This window comes from Ruegeria sp. AB11, from assembly GCF_056536325.1.
On record NZ_JBQFJO010000001.1, the window covers coordinates 2013559 to 2031948 of the forward strand.

Annotated in this window: 17 protein-coding genes; 12 read left to right on the top strand and 5 right to left on the bottom strand. The window is 55.1% G+C overall.

Annotated features, from left to right (window positions below; genetic code table 11):
* Window positions 1–32 precede the first annotated feature (32 nt).
* A complete protein-coding gene (locus ACR3EJ_RS10125; protein WP_170540940.1) occupies window positions 33–1307 on the top strand; it encodes a permease in 1275 nt (424 codons plus the stop codon).
* A 2-nt stretch (window positions 1308–1309) separates the two neighbouring features.
* Here the strand turns inward: ACR3EJ_RS10125 and ACR3EJ_RS10130 are convergent, their stop codons facing one another.
* The gene (locus ACR3EJ_RS10130; protein WP_170540938.1) at window positions 1310–2197 is read right to left on the bottom strand and encodes a LysR family transcriptional regulator ArgP; all 888 of its coding nucleotides are present in this window, start codon (window positions 2195–2197) and stop codon (window positions 1310–1312) included.
* Window positions 2198–2281: 84 nt separating this feature from the next.
* Here ACR3EJ_RS10130 and ACR3EJ_RS10135 point away from each other — a divergent pair, with 84 nt between their 5' ends.
* The 6 genes from ACR3EJ_RS10135 (at window position 2282) to ACR3EJ_RS10160 (ending at window position 8100) form a co-directional block, all read left to right on the top strand.
* On the top strand, window positions 2282–2881 hold the full coding sequence (locus tag ACR3EJ_RS10135) for a LysE/ArgO family amino acid transporter (protein ID WP_170472528.1): 600 nt from the start codon (window positions 2282–2284) through the stop codon (window positions 2879–2881).
* 40 nt (window positions 2882–2921) lie between these two features.
* Window positions 2922–3854, top strand: a complete 933-nt coding sequence (locus ACR3EJ_RS10140) for a DMT family transporter (protein WP_170540935.1) — start codon at window positions 2922–2924, stop codon at window positions 3852–3854.
* Window positions 3855–3915: 61 nt separating this feature from the next.
* Entirely contained in the window at window positions 3916–4488 is a 573-nt protein-coding gene (gene betI / locus ACR3EJ_RS10145; protein ID WP_260022726.1) for a choline-binding transcriptional repressor BetI, read from the top strand.
* Window positions 4485–5993: a choline-sulfatase gene (betC, locus tag ACR3EJ_RS10150; RefSeq protein WP_170540932.1), complete on the top strand. Its 1509-nt coding sequence runs from the start codon at window positions 4485–4487 to the stop codon at window positions 5991–5993. The genes betI and betC overlap by 4 nt, the downstream gene beginning before the upstream one ends.
* Before the next feature lie 87 nt (window positions 5994–6080).
* Entirely contained in the window at window positions 6081–7739 is a 1659-nt protein-coding gene (gene betA / locus ACR3EJ_RS10155) for a choline dehydrogenase (protein WP_170540929.1), read from the top strand.
* Between the two features lie 121 nt (window positions 7740–7860).
* The gene (locus ACR3EJ_RS10160; RefSeq protein WP_010441930.1) at window positions 7861–8100 is read left to right on the top strand and encodes an HP1242/YdcH family protein; all 240 of its coding nucleotides are present in this window, start codon (window positions 7861–7863) and stop codon (window positions 8098–8100) included.
* 72 nt (window positions 8101–8172) lie between these two features.
* On the opposite strand, the gene ACR3EJ_RS10165 is transcribed toward ACR3EJ_RS10160, so the two are convergent.
* A complete protein-coding gene (locus ACR3EJ_RS10165) occupies window positions 8173–9573 on the bottom strand; it encodes a helix-turn-helix transcriptional regulator (protein ID WP_170540926.1) in 1401 nt (466 codons plus the stop codon).
* A gap of 64 nt (window positions 9574–9637) precedes the next feature.
* A complete protein-coding gene (locus ACR3EJ_RS10170) occupies window positions 9638–10843 on the bottom strand; it encodes a multidrug effflux MFS transporter (protein WP_170540922.1) in 1206 nt (401 codons plus the stop codon).
* A 182-nt stretch (window positions 10844–11025) separates the two neighbouring features.
* Here ACR3EJ_RS10170 and ACR3EJ_RS10175 point away from each other — a divergent pair, with 182 nt between their 5' ends.
* The 3 genes from ACR3EJ_RS10175 (at window position 11026) to ACR3EJ_RS10185 (ending at window position 13536) form a co-directional block, all read left to right on the top strand.
* On the top strand, window positions 11026–12558 hold the full coding sequence (locus ACR3EJ_RS10175; protein ID WP_170540919.1) for an acyl-CoA carboxylase subunit beta: 1533 nt from the start codon (window positions 11026–11028) through the stop codon (window positions 12556–12558).
* A gap of 29 nt (window positions 12559–12587) precedes the next feature.
* Window positions 12588–13055, top strand: a complete 468-nt coding sequence (locus ACR3EJ_RS10180) for a DUF6497 family protein (protein WP_170540916.1) — start codon at window positions 12588–12590, stop codon at window positions 13053–13055.
* A 127-nt stretch (window positions 13056–13182) separates the two neighbouring features.
* Window positions 13183–13536: a hypothetical protein gene (locus tag ACR3EJ_RS10185; protein ID WP_010441936.1), complete on the top strand. Its 354-nt coding sequence runs from the start codon at window positions 13183–13185 to the stop codon at window positions 13534–13536.
* Window positions 13537–13622: 86 nt separating this feature from the next.
* Here the strand turns inward: ACR3EJ_RS10185 and ACR3EJ_RS10190 are convergent, their stop codons facing one another.
* Entirely contained in the window at window positions 13623–14774 is a 1152-nt protein-coding gene (locus ACR3EJ_RS10190; protein ID WP_170540913.1) for a DcaP family trimeric outer membrane transporter, read from the bottom strand.
* 650 nt (window positions 14775–15424) lie between these two features.
* Here ACR3EJ_RS10190 and ACR3EJ_RS10195 point away from each other — a divergent pair.
* Together ACR3EJ_RS10195 and ACR3EJ_RS10200 are read left to right on the top strand one after the other, a co-directional pair.
* Complete coding sequence (locus ACR3EJ_RS10195; protein WP_170540911.1) at window positions 15425–15628, top strand: hypothetical protein; 204 nt, start codon at window positions 15425–15427, stop codon at window positions 15626–15628.
* Window positions 15629–15745: 117 nt separating this feature from the next.
* A complete protein-coding gene (locus ACR3EJ_RS10200; protein ID WP_170540908.1) occupies window positions 15746–17791 on the top strand; it encodes an acetyl-CoA carboxylase biotin carboxylase subunit in 2046 nt (681 codons plus the stop codon).
* A gap of 76 nt (window positions 17792–17867) precedes the next feature.
* Here the strand turns inward: ACR3EJ_RS10200 and ACR3EJ_RS10205 are convergent, their stop codons facing one another.
* Window positions 17868–18314: a DUF4174 domain-containing protein gene (locus tag ACR3EJ_RS10205; protein ID WP_010441940.1), complete on the bottom strand. Its 447-nt coding sequence runs from the start codon at window positions 18312–18314 to the stop codon at window positions 17868–17870.
* Window positions 18315–18390: the final 76 nt, after the last annotated feature.

Genomic DNA, 18390 nt, shown 5'->3' on the forward strand with positions numbered 1-18390 from the left:
AGCAACCATAGGCGCATTACGCAGACCAAGAAATGGCGACGAACACGACCGATCCTGCCCGAAGAAATGTGCCGGTCATAGCTGGCCAGAGCATCCTGTCACAGGTTGCGTGGACTCTGGGCAGCCCCTCTGTTGTTTTGCCCTTTCTTGCGATCTCGTTAGAGCTGCCGATGTTCCTTGCGGCGGCATTGGTTTCTATTCGCATGTCGGGCAGTATGATCTCTGACCTCGTTCTGGCGCGTCCTATCGCGGCGCAGGTTCGCAAGAAACGCGGTATCGCTCTGACCGAAATAGGATTGGGCGGCTGCCTTTTGATGGCCTTGGCCATCGCGGCAACCGGCAGCGTTACACTGACCGCTATCGCCTTTGTTGCGGCGTTTTTCCTGATCGGACTGATTGAAGAGAGCCAATCCTTGATGTTGTCCGATCTGTTCGGTGATCATCTGAAATCGAAATCTCGCATGATTATCCGATATCTCCAATTGGGTGCCGGTGGTCTTTGCGCGATCGGATTGGTGTTATTGATCCACGAGATCACAAAAGAATATCCGCCATTTTCGCGACATTCTGCTGTAATCGCAGCATCGGTTTCGTTCTTCCTGTTTTCTGCGCTGTGCATTCTCGGAATGGCAGAGAGTGCCCCCGAAAAACCTGAAGATGGAAACATCAAGATTTCCGGCCGTCAATCGCTGCGGAGTATTATTTCCGGCATCGTTGAAATGTTCGAATACCCTTGGTTCCGTCGTTATATGGCGATGCGGCTTCCTTTGGTTGTTGTATCGCTGTCGGTCCCGTTCTTTGCGCTTATCGCTGCAGAGGCACACCATACTTCTACAAAGGGGCTGACGGCCATGATCATTTCGTCCGCATCCGGGTATCTGGTTTCGGCGCCGTTGTGGCAGTTGGTGAACATGAAGTCTCACCGCGCGGTGATGGTCTCGGGCAACCTGATGGTCGCAGCAACCGGGGTCGTTATGCTGGCCTTCCACTATGCCCACATTGACCACGAGGTTCATCTGCACGCGATTGCATTGTTTGTCGTCTCGGTCGCAACAACCGGAATATCAAGCGCACGGAAGCTCTATTTTCTGGACATTGCCCCCAAAGAACAACGTATTCAGGGCGCTGCAGCCATCAAGTCTATGTGTCGGTTGACGGCCGTTGCATTATCGGCTGCGTTGGCCGCAGTTGCCCATATGCACGAGGTTGCATCAGCTATTGTGTTCATCGTGCTTGTTAGTATTTGGGCAGCGTTCTCCTGTTACCGTATTGCGCAGCCGCAACAGAAGGCGGATACGCAGGCATAAGGTCAGCCTGTTATGATGAGCGCTTGGGCTGCAACACGACGAACTGCCTTGGTCAACGGTGCAAGGGCAGGGGCAAGCACCCGCCCGATCTGCCAGGTCAGTTCCACATCCAATGGCGTGTCGGGAATAACCTCGCGGAGTTGACCTTTTACAATTGCAGGGCGTGCAAGGCTTTCAGGGTTCATCCCCCAGCCCAAGCCTGCAATCGCTGCCTCAACAAAGCCGTTTGTAGAAGGCATAAATTGCGTCGGTGGCGCATGCCGACGTCCTATCTGTTTAGTGATCCAGGTTTTCTGCAAATTGTCTTTGCTATTGAAAGTCAGACAAGGTGCCAGCGACAACGAGTATGCCGATACGCCATCGCTGAACCAGCGGTCCATGAACGCGGGGCTGGCGGTTGGCAGATAGCGCAACGCGCCCAGCGCAAATGAATCGCATCCTGTGACGGCTTGTCCACCAACAGTAATCGCTGCACTGACCTCGCCGCGCCTCAGCCATTCGGCCGAGTGATCCTGATCGTCAATCACCAGATCGAACAATAAATCGCCAGCCTGCGCCATCACGTCGATAAACCATGTCGCCAGAATGTCGGCAGGAAGTGCAATCCGCACGCGGGTAGGGCCTTCGCGCTCATCCAAGGTCAGCTCTCGTGCGAGTTTTGCTTCAAGCAGGCCAATATCTTCGGCATGACGCGCAATCCGCAAGCCAGCAGGTGTTCCGGTGCAAGGGGAACCGCGATGTATCAGAGCGGCTCCAACACGATCTTCCAAAGCCTTGATGCGTTGAGAGATTGCGGAGGGGGTCACAGACAATTCAGCTGCTGCCGCATCAAAGCTTCCATGGCGCAATATTGCAGACAGCGCTGAAAGATGATGCGGGTCCAGGAGCATTAGATTTTCTTAATTTAGGTTACAAACATTAATTTGATAGGGCCTCGGGATGGCTATAGTCAACGGCCAACAACAGGAGGTCGCATGTTCCCATCAATGATCGCAGGATTTGCACTTAGCTTCAGCCTTATCTTGGCGATTGGCGCTCAGAACGCTTTTGTTCTGCGTCAAGGGCTACGACGCGAGCATGTCTTTCCTCTCTGCCTGACCTGCGCGGTTTCGGATGCAATTCTGATTGCGGCTGGGGTAGCAGGATTTGGCACGCTGGCGCAGGCCGCGCCATGGTTTGAAACGGTAATGCGCTATGGAGGCGCGATCTTTCTGACATGGTATGCTTTGCGCAGTTTCCAGTCCGCCTGGCGGGGTGGCGCAATGTTGGACACCGATGCAGGGCAGCGTACCAGTTTGCGCGCGGCTATGCTGACCGTATTGGCCTTCACATGGCTTAACCCTCATGTGTATCTGGATACGGTGGTATTGATCGGATCGATTTCTGCCCAATACGATGACCGAATGGGGTTTGCTATTGGTGCAGTATCCTCTAGCTTCGTATTCTTCTTCTCACTGGGATATGGTGCGCGCATTCTCTCACCGATCTTTGCGCGCCCGCGTGCATGGCAAATACTCGACGTACTGATCGGCATCGTGATGCTGGGTATTGCGATGAAACTTGTTATCATGTGAAGGGTTGTTCCCGAATAGAAAACGGTGTTCAACCGTCGGTATGACTTCACCAAACGATCAGCAGCGCCCGCTTGTCGGCATGTTCTGGATGCTTTCGGCAGGTCTGTCTTTTGTGGGCATGAATGCTCTGGTGAAAGTGCTCGGGACTAGTATGGATCCAATTCAGGCCGCATTTTTGCGGTATGTTTTTGGGCTGGTTTTTCTTATTCCCGCATGGCGTGCGCTGATTGGAACGCCGCTGTCCACTCGTAACTTGACCCTGTTTGGATTGCGAGGGGTGGTTCATGCCATAGCCGTCATGCTCTGGTTCTATGCCATGACCCGCATTCCGCTGGCCGAAGTAACGGCAATGAATTACATGACGCCGATCTATGTTACTCTGGGTGCCGCGCTTTTCCTGGGAGAGCGGCTCGCTGTTCGTCGAATCGCAGCAATCGGTGTTGCGATTGTTGGGGTTGTGATCGTACTGAGACCTGGATTTCGCGAGGTATCGCCGGGACATCTGGCGATGTTGGGTACGGCCTTGGCACTTGGAGGTTCTTATCTGCTGGCTAAAGTTATGGTGCATGATATTCGGCCATCGGCAGTAGTTGCGCATCTTTCTATCTGGGTCACGATTGCCTTGATCCCTTTTGCTATCGCCGTGTGGCAGCCACCTTCCATGCGTGATTTGGGCATTCTGCTTGTCGTTGCCAGCTTTGCCACGGCTGGGCACTATTTCATGACGCTCGCGTTGCAAGCTGCTCCGGTAGCCGTGACACAGCCCGTGACATTCCTGCAGTTGATTTGGGCGACGTTGCTTGGCACATTGGTTTTCCATGAGAGTGTCGACATATGGGTTGTTGTCGGAGGCTCTCTGATCCTGGCAGCCGTCAGTTTCATCACGTGGCGCGAGGCGATACTTAGTAAGGGCAAAGCTACGCCGCCGACCCCGCTCCAGGGTTCAGAAACACCCGCTCAGAGTCGTTATTGATTGACGAGTCAATATAAAGCGCTTAGCTTCTCTTACACTCAAGCAGGGTAGAGAGGCGAAGATGCCAAAACTCGGAATGGAGCCGATCCGGCGGGATGCGATCGTAAAGGCGACGATTGCCGAACTTGGCGTACAAAAATCCCTCGATGTGACCGTCAGCCAGATTGCCAAGCGTGCGGGAATGTCCAGCGCATTGGCCCATCATTATTTCGGTGGGAAAGAGCAGATATTCCTTGCTGCTATGCGTCGTATACTGTCGGATTTCGGGGCAGAAGCGCGCACTCAACTTGGTACAGCCAAGCCTGAAGAACGCGCGCAGGCCATCATCCGCGCCTGTTTTGCACCATCCTGTTTCACGCCGGACGTGATTGCAGCATGGATGACCTTTTATGTTCTGGCGCAAACCAACGATGATGCGCTTAGACTTTGGCAAATCTATCAGGCCCGGATCCGCTCGAATCTCATCCATGCGCTACGCCCGCTACTGCGCGATCCGACCGAAGCCGCCGAAGACATGATTGCTCTGATCGATGGGCTATACATCCACGCTGCTTTGAACGCGCCGCAAGAGCCGCAGTTGGCCGTGAACCATGCGCTGCGGGTTATGAAAGTTTTCCTAGAGGCCGAAAAATGACAAAGCCGAATATTCTGATCCTGATGGTGGATCAGCTCAACGGGACCCTCTTCCCCGACGGTCCCGCGGAATGGTTGCATGCGCCAAACCTGAAAAAACTGGCGGCAAAATCAACGCGTTTCGCGAATACATACACAGCGTCGCCACTGTGCGCGCCGGGGCGGGCCAGCTTTATGTCTGGCCAGTTACCCTCGCGGACAGGCGTCTATGATAATGCGGCTGAATTCCGCAGCGATATTCCAACCTATGCGCACCATCTTCGCCGCGCTGGGTATTACACTTGTCTATCAGGTAAGATGCACTTTGTTGGTCCCGACCAGTTGCACGGGTTCGAGGATCGCCTAACCACCGACATTTACCCAGCCGATTTTGGCTGGACGCCGGATTATCGTAAACCCGGTGAGCGTATCGACTGGTGGTATCACAATATGGGATCAGTCACCGGGGCAGGCGTTGCCGAAATATCCAACCAGATGGAATATGACGACGAGGTTGCCTATAACGCCAAAGCCAAATTGTATGATCTGGCGCGTGGGAAAGATGAACGCCCTTGGTGTGTAACCGTCAGCTTCACGCACCCACACGATCCGTACGTGGCGCGTCGTAAATATTGGGATCTGTATGAGGATTGTGAACATCTTGAGCCACAGATCTCGGATTTGGGCTATGACAATCAGGACCCGCATTCCAAGCGTATTTTTGATGCAAATGACTGGCGCAGTTTCGACATAAAGGCCGATGATATCCGCAAATCCCGCCGCGCTTATTTCGCCAACATCTCTTATCTGGACGACAAGATCGGCGAGATATTAGAAGTGCTGGAAACCACGCGGCAAGAGGCCATCATCCTCTTTGTCTCGGACCATGGCGACATGTTGGGCGAGCGTGGATTGTGGTTCAAAATGACTTTCTTCGAGGGGTCCTCGCGAGTGCCCTTGATGATTTCGTCGCCCGATCTTCCCACTGGCCGGATCGATACACCGGTATCAACGATCGATGTCACGCCAACACTTGGGGCGCTTGCCGGAGTTGACATGGCAGAAATTGCTCCATGGACAGATGGCGAAGACCTGGTGCCTTTGGCGAAGGGCAATGAACGAACAGTTCCCGTCGCGATGGAATACGCGGCAGAAGCCTCCTACGCGCCTTTGGTTTCGCTTCGGTATGGAAAGTGGAAGTACAATCGCTGCGCATTGGACCCGGACCAGCTTTTTGATCTTGAAGAGGACCCTCACGAGCTGAAAAACCTGGCGAGCCAACCCGAGCACGCGGGCACCCTGCAGTCCTTACGCGCCAAATCCGAGGCGCGTTGGGACCTTGAGCGATTTGATTCCGATGTAAGGGCCAGTCAGGCCCGTCGGTGGGTAGTTTACGAAGCGCTGCGGCAAGGCGGTTATTACCCGTGGGATTACCAGCCGCTGCAGAAAGCATCCGAACGCTACATGCGCAATCACATGGATCTAAACGACGTTGAAGAAAGCCAACGCTTCCCGCGGGGCGAATAACGTTCACTTTTTCAAAATACTTCCGCCAGAGGCGATTAAGATTTTTCGCCGAAAAATCTTAGCCTGCGTGGAAATGGAGACACGAATATGGAAGCAGATTTTGTCATCGTTGGCGCTGGGTCCGCCGGTTGTGCGATGGCGTATCGACTAAGTGAGGCCGGTGCCTCGGTTCTGGTGATCGAACATGGCGGCACCGATGCGGGCCCATTCATCCAGATGCCAGCCGCTCTCAGCTATCCGATGAACATGTCGCGCTATGACTGGGGCTATAAATCCGAGCCCGAGCCTTATTTGAACAATCGCCGCCTTGTTTGCCCGCGCGGCAAGGTGATTGGCGGGTCTTCGTCGATCAATGGAATGGTCTATGTGCGTGGTCACGCACGGGATTTCGACACCTGGGCGGATATGGGTGCGGATGGTTGGTCCTATGCGGATGTGCTGCCTTACTACAAACGCATGGAGACCTGGCATGATGGTGGCCATGGTGGCGATCATGCATGGCGCGGGACTGACGGGCCATTGCATGTGTCGCGCGGACCCCGCGAAAACCCGCTGTTCAAAGCCTTTGTCGATGCGGGGCAGCAGGCGGGATATGAGGTCACCGGAGATTACAACGGTGAAAAGCAAGAAGGCTTTGGGCCGATGGAGCAGACCGTCTGGAAAGGACGGCGTTGGTCGGCGGCAAACGCGTATCTGAAGCCTGCTTTGAAACGTGAAAATTGTGACATTGTTCGGGGTCTCGCCGCACGCGTGATCATCAATGACGGCCGCGCCACCGGCGTCGAATTGATCCGTGGCGGCAAGAAAGAAATTATTGCGGCAAGGCGTGAGGTCATATTGGCCGCGTCATCTATCAATTCTCCCAAGTTGCTGATGCTGTCGGGAATCGGTTCGGCGGTGCATTTGAACAAACATGGAATCGAAGTGGTCGCGGATCGACCTGGTGTTGGCGCCAATTTGCAGGACCATCTTGAGCTATACATCCAGCAAGCCTCGCTGCAGCCGATCACGCTCTACAAACATTGGAACCTTATCAGCAAAGGTTTGATCGGGGCGCAGTGGCTGTTCACAAAAACCGGCCTAGGCGCGTCGAACCAGTTCGAGAGTGCTGCGTTCATTCGCTCGAAACCTGGTGTCGAATATCCCGACATTCAGTACCATTTCCTCCCTATCGCGGTGCGTTATGACGGTCAGGCAGCGGCTGAGGGGCACGGTTTCCAAGCGCATGTGGGACCAATGCGTTCGCCGTCTCGGGGGGCTGTCACACTGCGCTCGGCACGGGTTGAGGATGCCCCAGTGATCCGTTTCAACTACATGAGCCATGATAAGGACTGGGAGGATTTTCGGTCCTGCATACGTCTGACGCGCGAAATCTTCGGGCAGGATGCTTTCAAGCCGTTTGCCGGCAAGGAGATTCAGCCGGGCAAAGACGTACAGACGGATGAGCAGCTTGACGCGTTTATCGCGGAGCACGCGGAAAGCGCCTATCATCCCTGTGGAACCTGCCGAATGGGGCGCGCGGATGACAAAACTGCAGTTGTTGACCCGCATGGTCGTGTGATTGGGGTGGACGGGCTGCGCGTCGCGGATAGTTCGATTTTCCCTCAGATTACCAACGGAAACCTGAATGCGCCTTCGATTATGGTAGGGGAAAAAATGTCGGATCACCTGCTGGACAAGGAGCCATTGGCCAAAGCAAATGACGCACCTTGGATCAGCCCGAGATGGGCCACGGCGCAGCGTTGATCCGGTCCTATAAGTAGAGGTTGCACGCAGAGAATTATCGAGGAATTTGATTGGCGTCAAAGCGGTGTGAGATAACCATGTTTATCTCTCCGTTGTAACGCAACATTGAGGAGTTAACAGGATGTCGCACACCCCGCATGAACTGGCCGAAGAGTTTCCCGATAAGATCGACACCATAAGCCAGCTCAAGCAAACGGACGCCCATTTTGCGAGGCTTGCGGATGAATATCATGAGGTCAATCGCGTAGTGCATCGAGCTGAAACCAATGTTGAGCCAATGGAAGAGTTGGCCGAGGTTGAGTTGCGCAAGAAACGAGCTGTGCTCAAGGATCAAATCTGGGCGATCCTGTCAAAAAGCTGACGAACAGGCGGGGGCTCTGCCCCCGTCGCGGCAGGCCGCGACTCCTCCTGAGTATTTCAGGCCAGATGAAGATCAGGTGACTTCGTATGGAAGGATACTGCGGATATCGGAGTTGATGGTCAGGCGGCGTTCGAGTGGCGGTACTGAACGCTGATGACAGGTCTGGCGTTCGCATATGCGACAGGAGATGCCGATCGGTTCGTAGGCACCGGCATTGTTAATATCGAGATTGTCGGCGTAAACCAATGCTTCAGCATGGCGTACTTCACACCCCAATGCGATGGCATAGCGACGAACAGGCGCGCCGAAGGAGCCGCCGGATTTCGATACATCGCGCGCCAGTGAGATATATCGTACACCGTCTGGTGTTTCTGCCAGCTGCTGCAGAAAGTGGCCCGGAGTTTCAAAGGCACGGTGAACGTTCCACAAGGGGCAGGCCCCGCCGAATCGTGCGAACTGAAGCCGAGTGGCCGAATGGCGTTTTGTGATCGTTCCTGCCTGATCGACCCGGACAAAGAAGAACGGAATGCCTTTGGCCCCCGGTCGCTGCAAGGTGGAAAGACGGTGCGCGACCTGTTCGATGGATGCCCCGAACCGATTGCTGAGCAATTCCAGATCGTGACGATAGTCTTGCGCAGCACTTAAGAACAGACCATATGGCATCAGGGACGCCCCAGCGAAGTAGTTTGCGAGGCCTATCTTGGCAATCGCACGGGCCTCTTCACTTTGGAAGCGCGCGAAGTCGAGCGTCGCCTCAAGCAGTTTGTCCTGACTGATCAGCGCGACCTGCAGCAAAAGCTGGAAGACTTGTGTCTGCGGAGCAGCGCGTGAAGAAAGGCGCAGTGTCTTATCATCCGCGTTGTAACTACGTAGGGTCTCGGTATCGGTGAAGGTGACGTGGATTCCTCGTTCGGTCAGGCTGTTGATCGCTGCCTGACGAATGCCACCGAATTCATCAGCGCGACTGGCGAACCGTTCGGCTGCCCGGTCAACGGCGTCAATGTAATTGTCGCAATAGTGAAAGAAATCACGCACTTCTTCCCAAGGGCTGGCTTGAATGCGGGCGTCTTCCCGACCTAATGCTTCGTCCAAAGAAGCCAGACGTTCATGAGTTTGGCGATAGCTTCGATGCAATTCAATAAATGCGCGGGCCAGCGCAGGGGCATTCGATGCAGTCAGCCGCAGGTCAGCCAATGGGGGCATGGTGTCAGCAAAAACCGGATCGGCAAGCGCCTCGCGCATGTCCGAGACCAGGCGCTCACTATCGCCCGTGCTAAGCTCGGTCACGTCCATGCCGAACTCTTGCGCCAGCGCCAATACAACTGTCGTTGAAATCGGACGGTTGTTATTCTCCATCTGGTTTAAATAGGGCAGAGAAACGCCTAGTTTTGTTGCAAACTCCTTTTGGGTCAGAGATAACCGGGTCCGCATCTCACGCAGTTTTGCGCCCGCATAGAGTTTTTGAGTAGCCATGTTGGTTCTTTGCAACTTAACTGATTGCTCAAGTTTACTTTGCAAACCTATTGGCGCAAGCCCTCTAAAGCCCCAATTGCTTCTCGCGCCAGATTACGCTGCTGATAGCGCAAATCGCCAGAATAGACGTCCCCAGCATCAGCCAGAGCAATGGCATTGCACCTGTCTCGCGTGTCAGCAATGCGCCCGCCCACGCGCTGAGGGCAGCGCCGCCTCCGAGCATGATCGCTCCGCTGAGGCCTGATGCGGTTGCGGCCAGATGGGGCCGAACAGACAAAGACCCAGCGGTCGCATTGGGTATCGACATGCCGTTGCCAAGCCCAACAAAGGTCATCAGGCCAAAGAAACTGAGCGCGGTGCCAATGCCCGCTAAAAATAGGGAAGCGGAAATGGCTACGCCGATAGCATTCAGCCAGCATCCCCAGAGGACCATTCGGTTCACGCCAAAGCGTACAGAATAACGACCACTGATGAAGTTTCCGAAGAAGTAGCCAAGTGCGGGCGCGCCAAAATATATGCCAACTTCTGCTGCTGTCATGCCGAACACTTCGGTTCCGATGAAAGGTGCTCCACCGAGATATGCGAAGAACGCCCCAGACGAAAACGCAGAAGAGAGTGAGTAACCCCAGAATCGGGGGGAGGCCAAAAGTTCGGGATATTCGCGGAATTGTTGTACCAAGGTTTTGCCGCTGGCAGCGGCGGTTTCACCAAAATCGCGGTAGGTGAGCAACAGGGCCAGTGCGCCCAACGCAAAGGGCAGCCAGAAATTCGCTTTCCAGCCGAACGCCTCTTCAAGCAGACCGCCAACTGCAGGTCCGATCATTGGGACGACGGCCATGCCCATTGTGACATACCCAAGCATCGATGCGGCTTTGTCCTGAGTGTACATATCTCGCACCGCTGCACGGCTAAGAACTATGCCAACGACGATCACGGCCTGACTCATGCGGAATGCCAGAAAGACCTCGATCGTTGGTGCGTAGATGCAGCCCAGAGTCGCCAGCAGGAACAATGCGAGCCCCCATAGAAGAACAGGCCGGCGCCCCGCCTTGTCGGCAATGGGGCCGATTATGATCTGTAAGACCGCGTTGACCAAAAGATACAATGCAATCGATAGCTGCATCAGCTTGTAATCTGCCTCAAAGTAGGCGGCCATGAAGGGGAGACTGGGTAGGAACAAGTTCATGCTTAGCGCTGACAGGCCCGACAACAATATTAGCGTTGTAAGGGTCGGGGGTGTCCGGCTGATGGATGTTGAACTGAACTGCATGGTTCACACTTAGAACTTAGTTTGGGGGAATGCCAAGAGCGGGTTTGTGATGTCACATAACTTTACAAATTTGCAATTACCACCTGCTTGATTTTCTTATGTTTGCAAATTTGCCGAAAACTTCTTTGGTCTCGGTATTCGTATCGTTATGGTCCCGCAAAATCTCATGGGAGACTACCGTCATGAAAGACATCCTTTCCGAACTCGAGGGCCGCCGCAACGATGCACGCTTAGGGGGTGGACAACGGCGCATTGACGCACAGCATGCCCGAGGCAAGTTGACAGCGCGCGAGCGGATCGAGCTGCTGGTGGATGAAGGCAGCTTCGAAGAGTTCGACATGTTTGTCAGCCATCGTTGCACCGATTTCGGAATGGAGAAGCAAAAGCCAGCCGGTGATGGCGTGGTCACTGGTTGGGGCACGATCAACGGCCGGATGGTCTATGTCTTCAGTCAGGACTTTACCGTGTTTGGTGGCTCGCTGTCCGAAACCCATGCGCAGAAGATTTGCAAGATCATGGATATGGCGGTTCAGAACGGAGCGCCGGTGATCGGGATCAATGACTCGGGTGGCGCGCGCATTCAGGAAGGCGTTGCCTCGCTGGCGGGGTATGCCGAAGTTTTCCAACGCAACATCATGGCCTCGGGCGTGGTGCCTCAGATCAGTGTGATCATGGGGCCATGCGCTGGTGGTGCGGTCTATAGCCCTGCGATGACCGACTTTATATTCATGGTCAAAGACACCTCATACATGTTTGTGACCGGTCCGGACGTCGTAAAGACCGTCACAAATGAGGTCGTTACCGCCGAGGAACTGGGTGGTGCTTCGACACACACCAAAAAATCCTCGGTTGCGGACGGGGCGTTCGAAAACGATGTTGAGGCGCTGGCCGAGGTCCGCCGGTTGGTCGATTTCCTGCCGCTCAACAATCGCGAAAAGCCTCCGGTTCGTCCCTTCTTTGATGAGCCGGGTCGGATCGAGACGTCGCTGGACACTCTGATCCCAGATAATCCTAACACGCCCTACGACATGAAGGAGCTCATCACCAAAGTCGCGGACGAGGGCGACTTCTACGAAATTCAGGAAGATTACGCCAAGAACATCATCACCGGTTTTATCCGCCTTGAAGGACAAACCGTAGGCGTTGTGGCAAACCAACCGATGGTTCTTGCCGGGTGTCTGGATATCGACAGCTCTCGCAAAGCTGCGCGTTTTGTACGGTTCTGCGATTGCTTTGAAATTCCGATCCTTACGCTCGTCGACGTGCCGGGTTTTCTTCCAGGGACGTCACAGGAATATGGCGGCGTGATCAAGCATGGCGCGAAACTGCTGTTTGCTTATGGAGAGGCAACAGTGCCAAAGGTCACGGTGATCACGCGCAAAGCCTATGGCGGTGCTTATGACGTGATGGCATCGAAGCATCTGCGCGGGGATTTCAACTATGCATGGCCCACGGCCGAGATCGCAGTGATGGGTGCAAAGGGCGCCACCGAGATCATCCATCGTGCTGATCTTGGAGATGCGGATAAGATTGCGAAACACACGCAGGATTACGAAGACCGGTTTGCCAACCCCTTTGTCGCTGCCGAGCATGGCTTTATCGATGAAGTGATCATGCCGCACTCAACCCGTCGCCGCGTATCGCGTGCCTTTGCCAGTCTGCGCGGAAAGCAACTGAAGAACCCATGGAAAAAGCACGATAATATCCCGCTCTAAGTGTTAGATGGAACAAACCGATTTGCTTCATGATCGACTTGATTGGACATAAAAGCGCGTTTGCCGCGCAAGCAACTTCGGAGGGGCTGGCTCGCGCTGGACGCTTCCTGGGGAGCGCGCTGGTATTGGCGATGTCTATGACTAGTTCGGTTCAGGCAAGTAATCTATTGCCCGTGCCATCGGGTCAGCCAGTAGAGCTCAGCAATGTTCTGCTTGATACCAATCCCGGGGAACTCTGGGTTCGTTTCAGGTTTATTGCTCCCAATATCGGGGCGACCGTGGGCCGCATCACCTATGATGTCGCAGTGATCGACATGGAGCATCTGTGCCAGACGCTTGCGGTCCCTTACGTGGCGCTGCACGATCTGGATCCTGCGCGTGTCGTGATTTCGTTCTCGGATCGACCGCTGGAGTTCGGCACGTCCGAGCCTGACGCGACGCAGTTTTTTGAGGCCTATCGGCTGGAACAATCCCAATGTATCTGGGAAGGACTCTGACCATGAGAGTACGCGATCTCGGTCACAGGGTGCCCATATACAACTCGGAGGTTCATATCGTGTTTTCATCCCGGCAGGGTCGTCTGCACCCATGTAATTTCAATGCCTTAACCAGCGAGGTGTCGAAATGTTGAAACACCGTGGCTTCCCCGGCCGCTTGGCCGGAACTGACTTTCAGTTCACGATCCGGCGCGCCAATCCCAAGGGAGTGACTCCCTTGACCAGGCGCGAACGTTTTCGGGACCGCAAGCCTGCAGATAGGCGTGCAGATGCCGCATTCATGGAAGCGTTATGGGCGCAGTTTGGTGATCAGCCGTTCGAGCGTGGTAACCTGGATGCAGGCCGACTGAGTTGGCTGTTCGAGCGGGAAGTGATCGCCGCTGAAGATCCGTTTGATCCCGCCAGCTATGACGCGCTGTTGGTGATCGACCCGGAGGTTGCTCGTCAATCGTTTCCAGAAATCTTCGACGGGGTGCGCTGAATTTGTCCACCGCAGCTGCATATCAAGTTCGACCAACCCAAATTGGTGGAGCCCTGCCCGAGAACAGGCAGGGCACTTGGGGCAAGTCAGAAGTTCAGCTGTGCGGCCAACTGAATACGGTTGCCATCGAAAGTGTCACCCGAAATCGTATCGTTCCGCTCGCCATAGATGTATTCGGCGCTCAATGTCAGATTGTCAGTTGCTTTGTAGAACGCATTGACATGGATGGTCTCAAGCTCGGTGAAGGACAAACTTCCTGTCGAGGTGGGCAGGTCGTAATCTTCCTTACCGTAGGAGATGCCCACGTTCCATTTGGGGGTCAAATCTTGACGAAACTCGATGGTATACCCGTCGACATCGTTCGCCTGACCGCCAACAATCGCGTCACCCAAACCGATCAGGTAGGGGCCGATCGCTTCACCATTGACGTAGTTGACTTGGAACAGGCCACCTTGCCAGGGACGGATCGACCCAGAAAGGGTAAAGCCGGTCTGATCCACTTCGACATCGCCGGATTGGGCTTTGCCGTACAAAACCGAGGCGCGCGCCAGGTATTTGCCGTCGTTATACTCGACCGCACCAGTCAGCACCGGATCATCCGAGTTCGAACCTCCGACGTTTTCCTCTACAGAAACAGCAAAGGTTGTATTCGATCCGAAGCCGTTAGTGTATCGAACCTGAGGAACACGGGCAAAAGGGATGCCGACCGGTCCATTGAACTCAACTGTTGTGGGGTAGGTGTCCAGAGGCTGGAAATTGGTCCAGTACTGACCGATGAGCCATTGTTCCCCAATCCGGATATTCGCGTGGCGAATGCGGAATTCTGCTGTACCGCCCGAGCCGAAAGCATCCACTTCGATCTGACCCTGGATATCGCCAATGCCGCTTGGTGTGTTGGTACGCAGTCCGATTCGCGATTGCCGAACAGTGGCACCAAATGTGCCATCGGTTTCGGCCGAGGGCTCACCTATTACATTCACAAACGCTGTGTCGCCCTGATCATATTCGAAGTCGTAGAAGAAATCGGCTTTGACATAGCCATAGACGTCCAATGTGGTGTTTCCGATCCTCAGATCACCAGTTCCGGCTCCGGGCTTGGACGATTCCAAAGCCTCGACTCTTGCGCGAAGCGCATCGAGTTCAGCCTGAGTTTGTGCATCTTGCGCCAAGGCCTGCATTCCGGTCACGGAAAGCGTGCTGGCAGCAAGCAAGCTAGTGGTTTTGCCCTTTATTATCATGGGGATATTTCCTTGTATGCGAGTGTGCACCGGCACCGTTTCACGCATAAGAGCCCAAGGAAAATCACCAATCTGCGAGGAATTCTGCGCAGTTTTTCAAGTAACCGTGTCAAGAATGGCTCGTGCTTTCACAGCTCGGTGAAAGCTCAGAATAAGCGCCTGGCCCCTGTAGATTTTTTTAGTGGACTTCCGGAAGCAACGCGTGAGGCAAACCGCCGTGTTGGCCATCATCCGGCCGCATATCGTCACATGAACGTGACGGGCATGAGCCGGGATTTCGGGGGGGCAGGGCGAAATAGTGTAGGCGCAAAGTTGCGCGGACGCGCTGCCGGTGGGCAAGTTTTAGCCGGAATCTCAAACGGAAACGAAGACGGGTTTGCGCTGCAAATTGTGCTGTGCACAGTGAAGAGGCCGTGCGGCTCTACTTTGCCTGCGTCGCACAAGCACCTACTATTCCGTACCCCTTCCTTCCGCGGGCAGGCTTGTGTTCCCCACAGAGTTCTGTCCGCGGTTTTCTTTTTGCCGAACACAGGCCAAAAACGGCAAGAAACTGCGCAATTCTGTGGTTTGCAACCTCTGTTATTGCATAACAATGCCGGAAATCGGCATCTGCCCTCAAAGACTTTGAGAAACCAAAAAGGGCAGAAAACATGCAAAAATCACGAATCTTCCTTGCGTTGGCGACATGCGCCGGCCTTGCGGCCTGTGGTGACACAACAGGCGAGCAGGCGATCCTTGGTGGCGGCGCAGGTGCGGTTGGGGCTGCGGTCCTCAATGCCGACCCGCTGTTTGGCGCAGCGGTCGGGGCTGCGGGGAACGTGCTGTACTGCAAAACCCAAAACACCTGTAACTAACGCTGAATTTATCGGGGCAGCCAACGCCCCGTCCGTCATCACGCATCACGCCGTCGTGGGGTCAACACCCTGCGGCGGCGTTTTGCGTTTCCAGAACTTCAATCCAAAGGACGTTCCATGTTCAACAAGATCCTGATCGCAAACCGGGGCGAGATTGCCTGCCGGGTCATCAAGACTGCCCGCAAGATGGGCATTGGCACGGTCGCCATCTATTCTGATGCTGACAGGAACGCCCTGCACGTGTCGATGGCGGATGAGGCCGTGCATATTGGTCCACCACCGGCCAATCAGTCATACATTGTCATCGACAAGGTAATGGACGCCATCCGTCAAAGTGGTGCGCAGGCTGTCCACCCCGGCTATGGCTTTCTGTCCGAGAATTCCAAGTTTGCTGAAGCGCTGGATGCCGAAGGCGTCGCCTTTGTCGGCCCGCCGGTTGGTGCGATCGAAAGCATGGGTGATAAGATCACCTCGAAGAAGATCGCACAGGAGGCCGGGGTTTCGACGGTCCCCGGCTACATGGGGCTGATCGAAGACGCTGATGAGGCGGTGAAGATATCGAATGATATCGGGTATCCGGTGATGATCAAGGCCAGCGCTGGCGGCGGTGGTAAGGGCATGCGGATCGCGTGGAATGACGAAGAAGCACGGGAAGGATTCCAATCTTCCAAGAACGAGGCTGCAAATTCCTTTGGCGACGACCGGATTTTCATTGAGAAATTCGTGACCCAACCGCGCCACATCGAAATTCAGGTCCTGTGCGACAGCCATGGCAACGGCATCTACTTGGGCGAGCGTGAATGCTCGATCCAACGCCGGAACCAGAAGGTTGTGGAAGAGGCGCCTTCGCCCTTCCTTGATCCTGAAACCCGTAAAGCGATGGGAGAACAGGCGGTCGCGCTGGCCAAGGCCGTAGACTATGCCAGTGCTGGAACGGTCGAATTCATCGTGGATGGGGAAAAGAACTTTTACTTCCTTGAAATGAACACCCGCCTTCAGGTGGAACACCCGGTGACCGAGCTGATTACCGGTGTTGATCTGGTGGAACAGATGATCCGTGTGGCTGCTGGTGAAAAGCTGACCATCACTCAGGATGACGTGACCTTGACGGGTTGGGCCATCGAGAACCGTCTTTATGCCGAGGACCCGTATCGCGGCTTCTTGCCCTCGATTGGCCGCCTGACCCGTTATCGCCCACCGCAGGAAGTCGCCGCTGGGCCGTTGCTGGTGAATGACAAATGGCAAGGCGATGCGCCCAAAGGGGATAGCGCTGTACGTAACGATACCGGCGTCTATGAAGGCGGCGAGATCAGTATGTATTATGACCCGATGATCGCCAAGCTGTGCACTTGGGCGCCGACCCGCGAGCGGGCGATCGAAGCCATGCGTGTGGCGCTCGACAGTTTTGAGGTTGAAGGCATCGGTCACAATCTACCGTTCCTGTCAGCGGTTATGGACCACCCGAAATTCGTTAGCGGTGATATGACGACCGCCTTCATCGCCGAGGAGTATCCTGACGGATTTGAGGGTGTTGAATTGCCTGAAGCTGATCTGCGCCGAGTCGCTGCCTCGTGCGCGGCGATGCACCGGGTGGCCGAGATTCGTCGTACACGGGTGTCGGGGCGGATGGACAATCATGAACGCAAGGTTGGAACCGATTGGGTCGTCTCGCTGCAAGGGCAAGAGTTCGAGGTTGCGATAGAGGCCGATCAGGATGGCTCCACCGTGTCCTTTGCAGATGGCACGAAGCACCGTGTTGCCTCCGATTGGACACCGGGCGATCAGCTTGCAGTGCTCGATGTCGATGGCAGCCCACTGGTTCTGAAGGTCGGCAAAGTGTCGGGCGGTTTCCGCATCCGCAACCGCGGCGCGGATCTCAAGGTGCATGTTCGCACCCCACGTCAGGCCGAATTGGCCCGGATGATGCCCGAGAAGCTGCCGCCTGATACATCCAAGATGCTGCTCTGCCCGATGCCCGGCCTGATCGTGAAGATCGATGTCGAAGTGGGGCAGGAGGTACAGGAGGGTCAGGCGCTTTGCACCGTCGAGGCGATGAAGATGGAGAACATCCTGCGCGCTGAGAAGAAAGGCGTTGTCTCCAAAATCAATGCTGGTCCCGGCGACAGCCTTGCCGTCGACGATGTGATTATCGAGTTCGAATGATCATGCGCGCGCCTGTTTCATACCTTTCAAGGTTCTCGGCGGCTTCCGTCGGGACTTTAAGGCAAGTTGCAGGTGTTCAGCCGCCTTCGCGTCGTTCGCGAATTTCGCGTTCACGCAAGGGCGTCTTGTCAATCGAGCGGCCAATCTCGCGCACGCTCCATGGGCTGGGTTTGCGCAGTTTCACGACGCCATCCTTGTCGACAAATACCATCTGGAAACCGCGCGGTCGCAGTTTTGACCGTATCGGAGATCGTGCCGACGGATCGGTATCGGTCAATACGATTACGTCGCGATCACGCATCGCCGCTTCGCCCTCCAACAGCATGTCAATCTGTTGCTGGAACCTTGGGTCTGCAGGGGTATCGGCAAATACAACGATCGGGCGATGGGTCCAGAGAAAATCGCTCAGATCGCTGTCATCTACGGGACGCACAAAGCTGTCATCCGCAGGGGCATTCGCGTCCGCGGCCAAGGCGGCCAGCGGGAATAGTGCCGAGAAAACAAGGGCAAGCGTGCGTGTCATATGGCCTCCTGTTCTGTTGAATATAGCCTCTGCGCGGACGAATGCGACTGGCGAAATGTCTACGGACATCAAAAAA

Bases quoted from the DNA above. Each gene is read 5' to 3' on its own strand.
- ACR3EJ_RS10200 (WP_170540908.1), top strand. From the start codon at position 15,746: ATGTTCAACAAGATCCTGATCGCAAACCGGGGCGAGATTGCCTGCCGG.
- ACR3EJ_RS10125 (WP_170540940.1), top strand. From the start codon at position 33: ATGGCGACGAACACGACCGATCCTGCCCGAAGAAATGTGCCGGTCATA.
- ACR3EJ_RS10185 (WP_010441936.1), top strand. From the start codon at position 13,183: ATGTTGAAACACCGTGGCTTCCCCGGCCGCTTGGCCGGAACTGACTTT.
- ACR3EJ_RS10205 (WP_010441940.1), bottom strand. From the start codon at position 18,314: ATGACACGCACGCTTGCCCTTGTTTTCTCGGCACTATTCCCGCTGGCC.
- ACR3EJ_RS10130 (WP_170540938.1), bottom strand. From the start codon at position 2,197: ATGCTCCTGGACCCGCATCATCTTTCAGCGCTGTCTGCAATATTGCGC.
- ACR3EJ_RS10165 (WP_170540926.1), bottom strand. From the start codon at position 9,573: ATGGCTACTCAAAAACTCTATGCGGGCGCAAAACTGCGTGAGATGCGG.
- ACR3EJ_RS10135 (WP_170472528.1), top strand. From the start codon at position 2,282: ATGTTCCCATCAATGATCGCAGGATTTGCACTTAGCTTCAGCCTTATC.
- betC (WP_170540932.1), top strand. From the start codon at position 4,485: ATGACAAAGCCGAATATTCTGATCCTGATGGTGGATCAGCTCAACGGG.
- betA (WP_170540929.1), top strand. From the start codon at position 6,081: ATGGAAGCAGATTTTGTCATCGTTGGCGCTGGGTCCGCCGGTTGTGCG.
- ACR3EJ_RS10175 (WP_170540919.1), top strand. From the start codon at position 11,026: ATGAAAGACATCCTTTCCGAACTCGAGGGCCGCCGCAACGATGCACGC.
- ACR3EJ_RS10160 (WP_010441930.1), top strand. From the start codon at position 7,861: ATGTCGCACACCCCGCATGAACTGGCCGAAGAGTTTCCCGATAAGATC.
- ACR3EJ_RS10190 (WP_170540913.1), bottom strand. From the start codon at position 14,774: ATGATAATAAAGGGCAAAACCACTAGCTTGCTTGCTGCCAGCACGCTT.
- ACR3EJ_RS10140 (WP_170540935.1), top strand. From the start codon at position 2,922: ATGACTTCACCAAACGATCAGCAGCGCCCGCTTGTCGGCATGTTCTGG.
- betI (WP_260022726.1), top strand. From the start codon at position 3,916: ATGCCAAAACTCGGAATGGAGCCGATCCGGCGGGATGCGATCGTAAAG.
- ACR3EJ_RS10180 (WP_170540916.1), top strand. From the start codon at position 12,588: ATGATCGACTTGATTGGACATAAAAGCGCGTTTGCCGCGCAAGCAACT.
- ACR3EJ_RS10195 (WP_170540911.1), top strand. From the start codon at position 15,425: ATGCAAAAATCACGAATCTTCCTTGCGTTGGCGACATGCGCCGGCCTT.
- ACR3EJ_RS10170 (WP_170540922.1), bottom strand. From the start codon at position 10,843: ATGCAGTTCAGTTCAACATCCATCAGCCGGACACCCCCGACCCTTACA.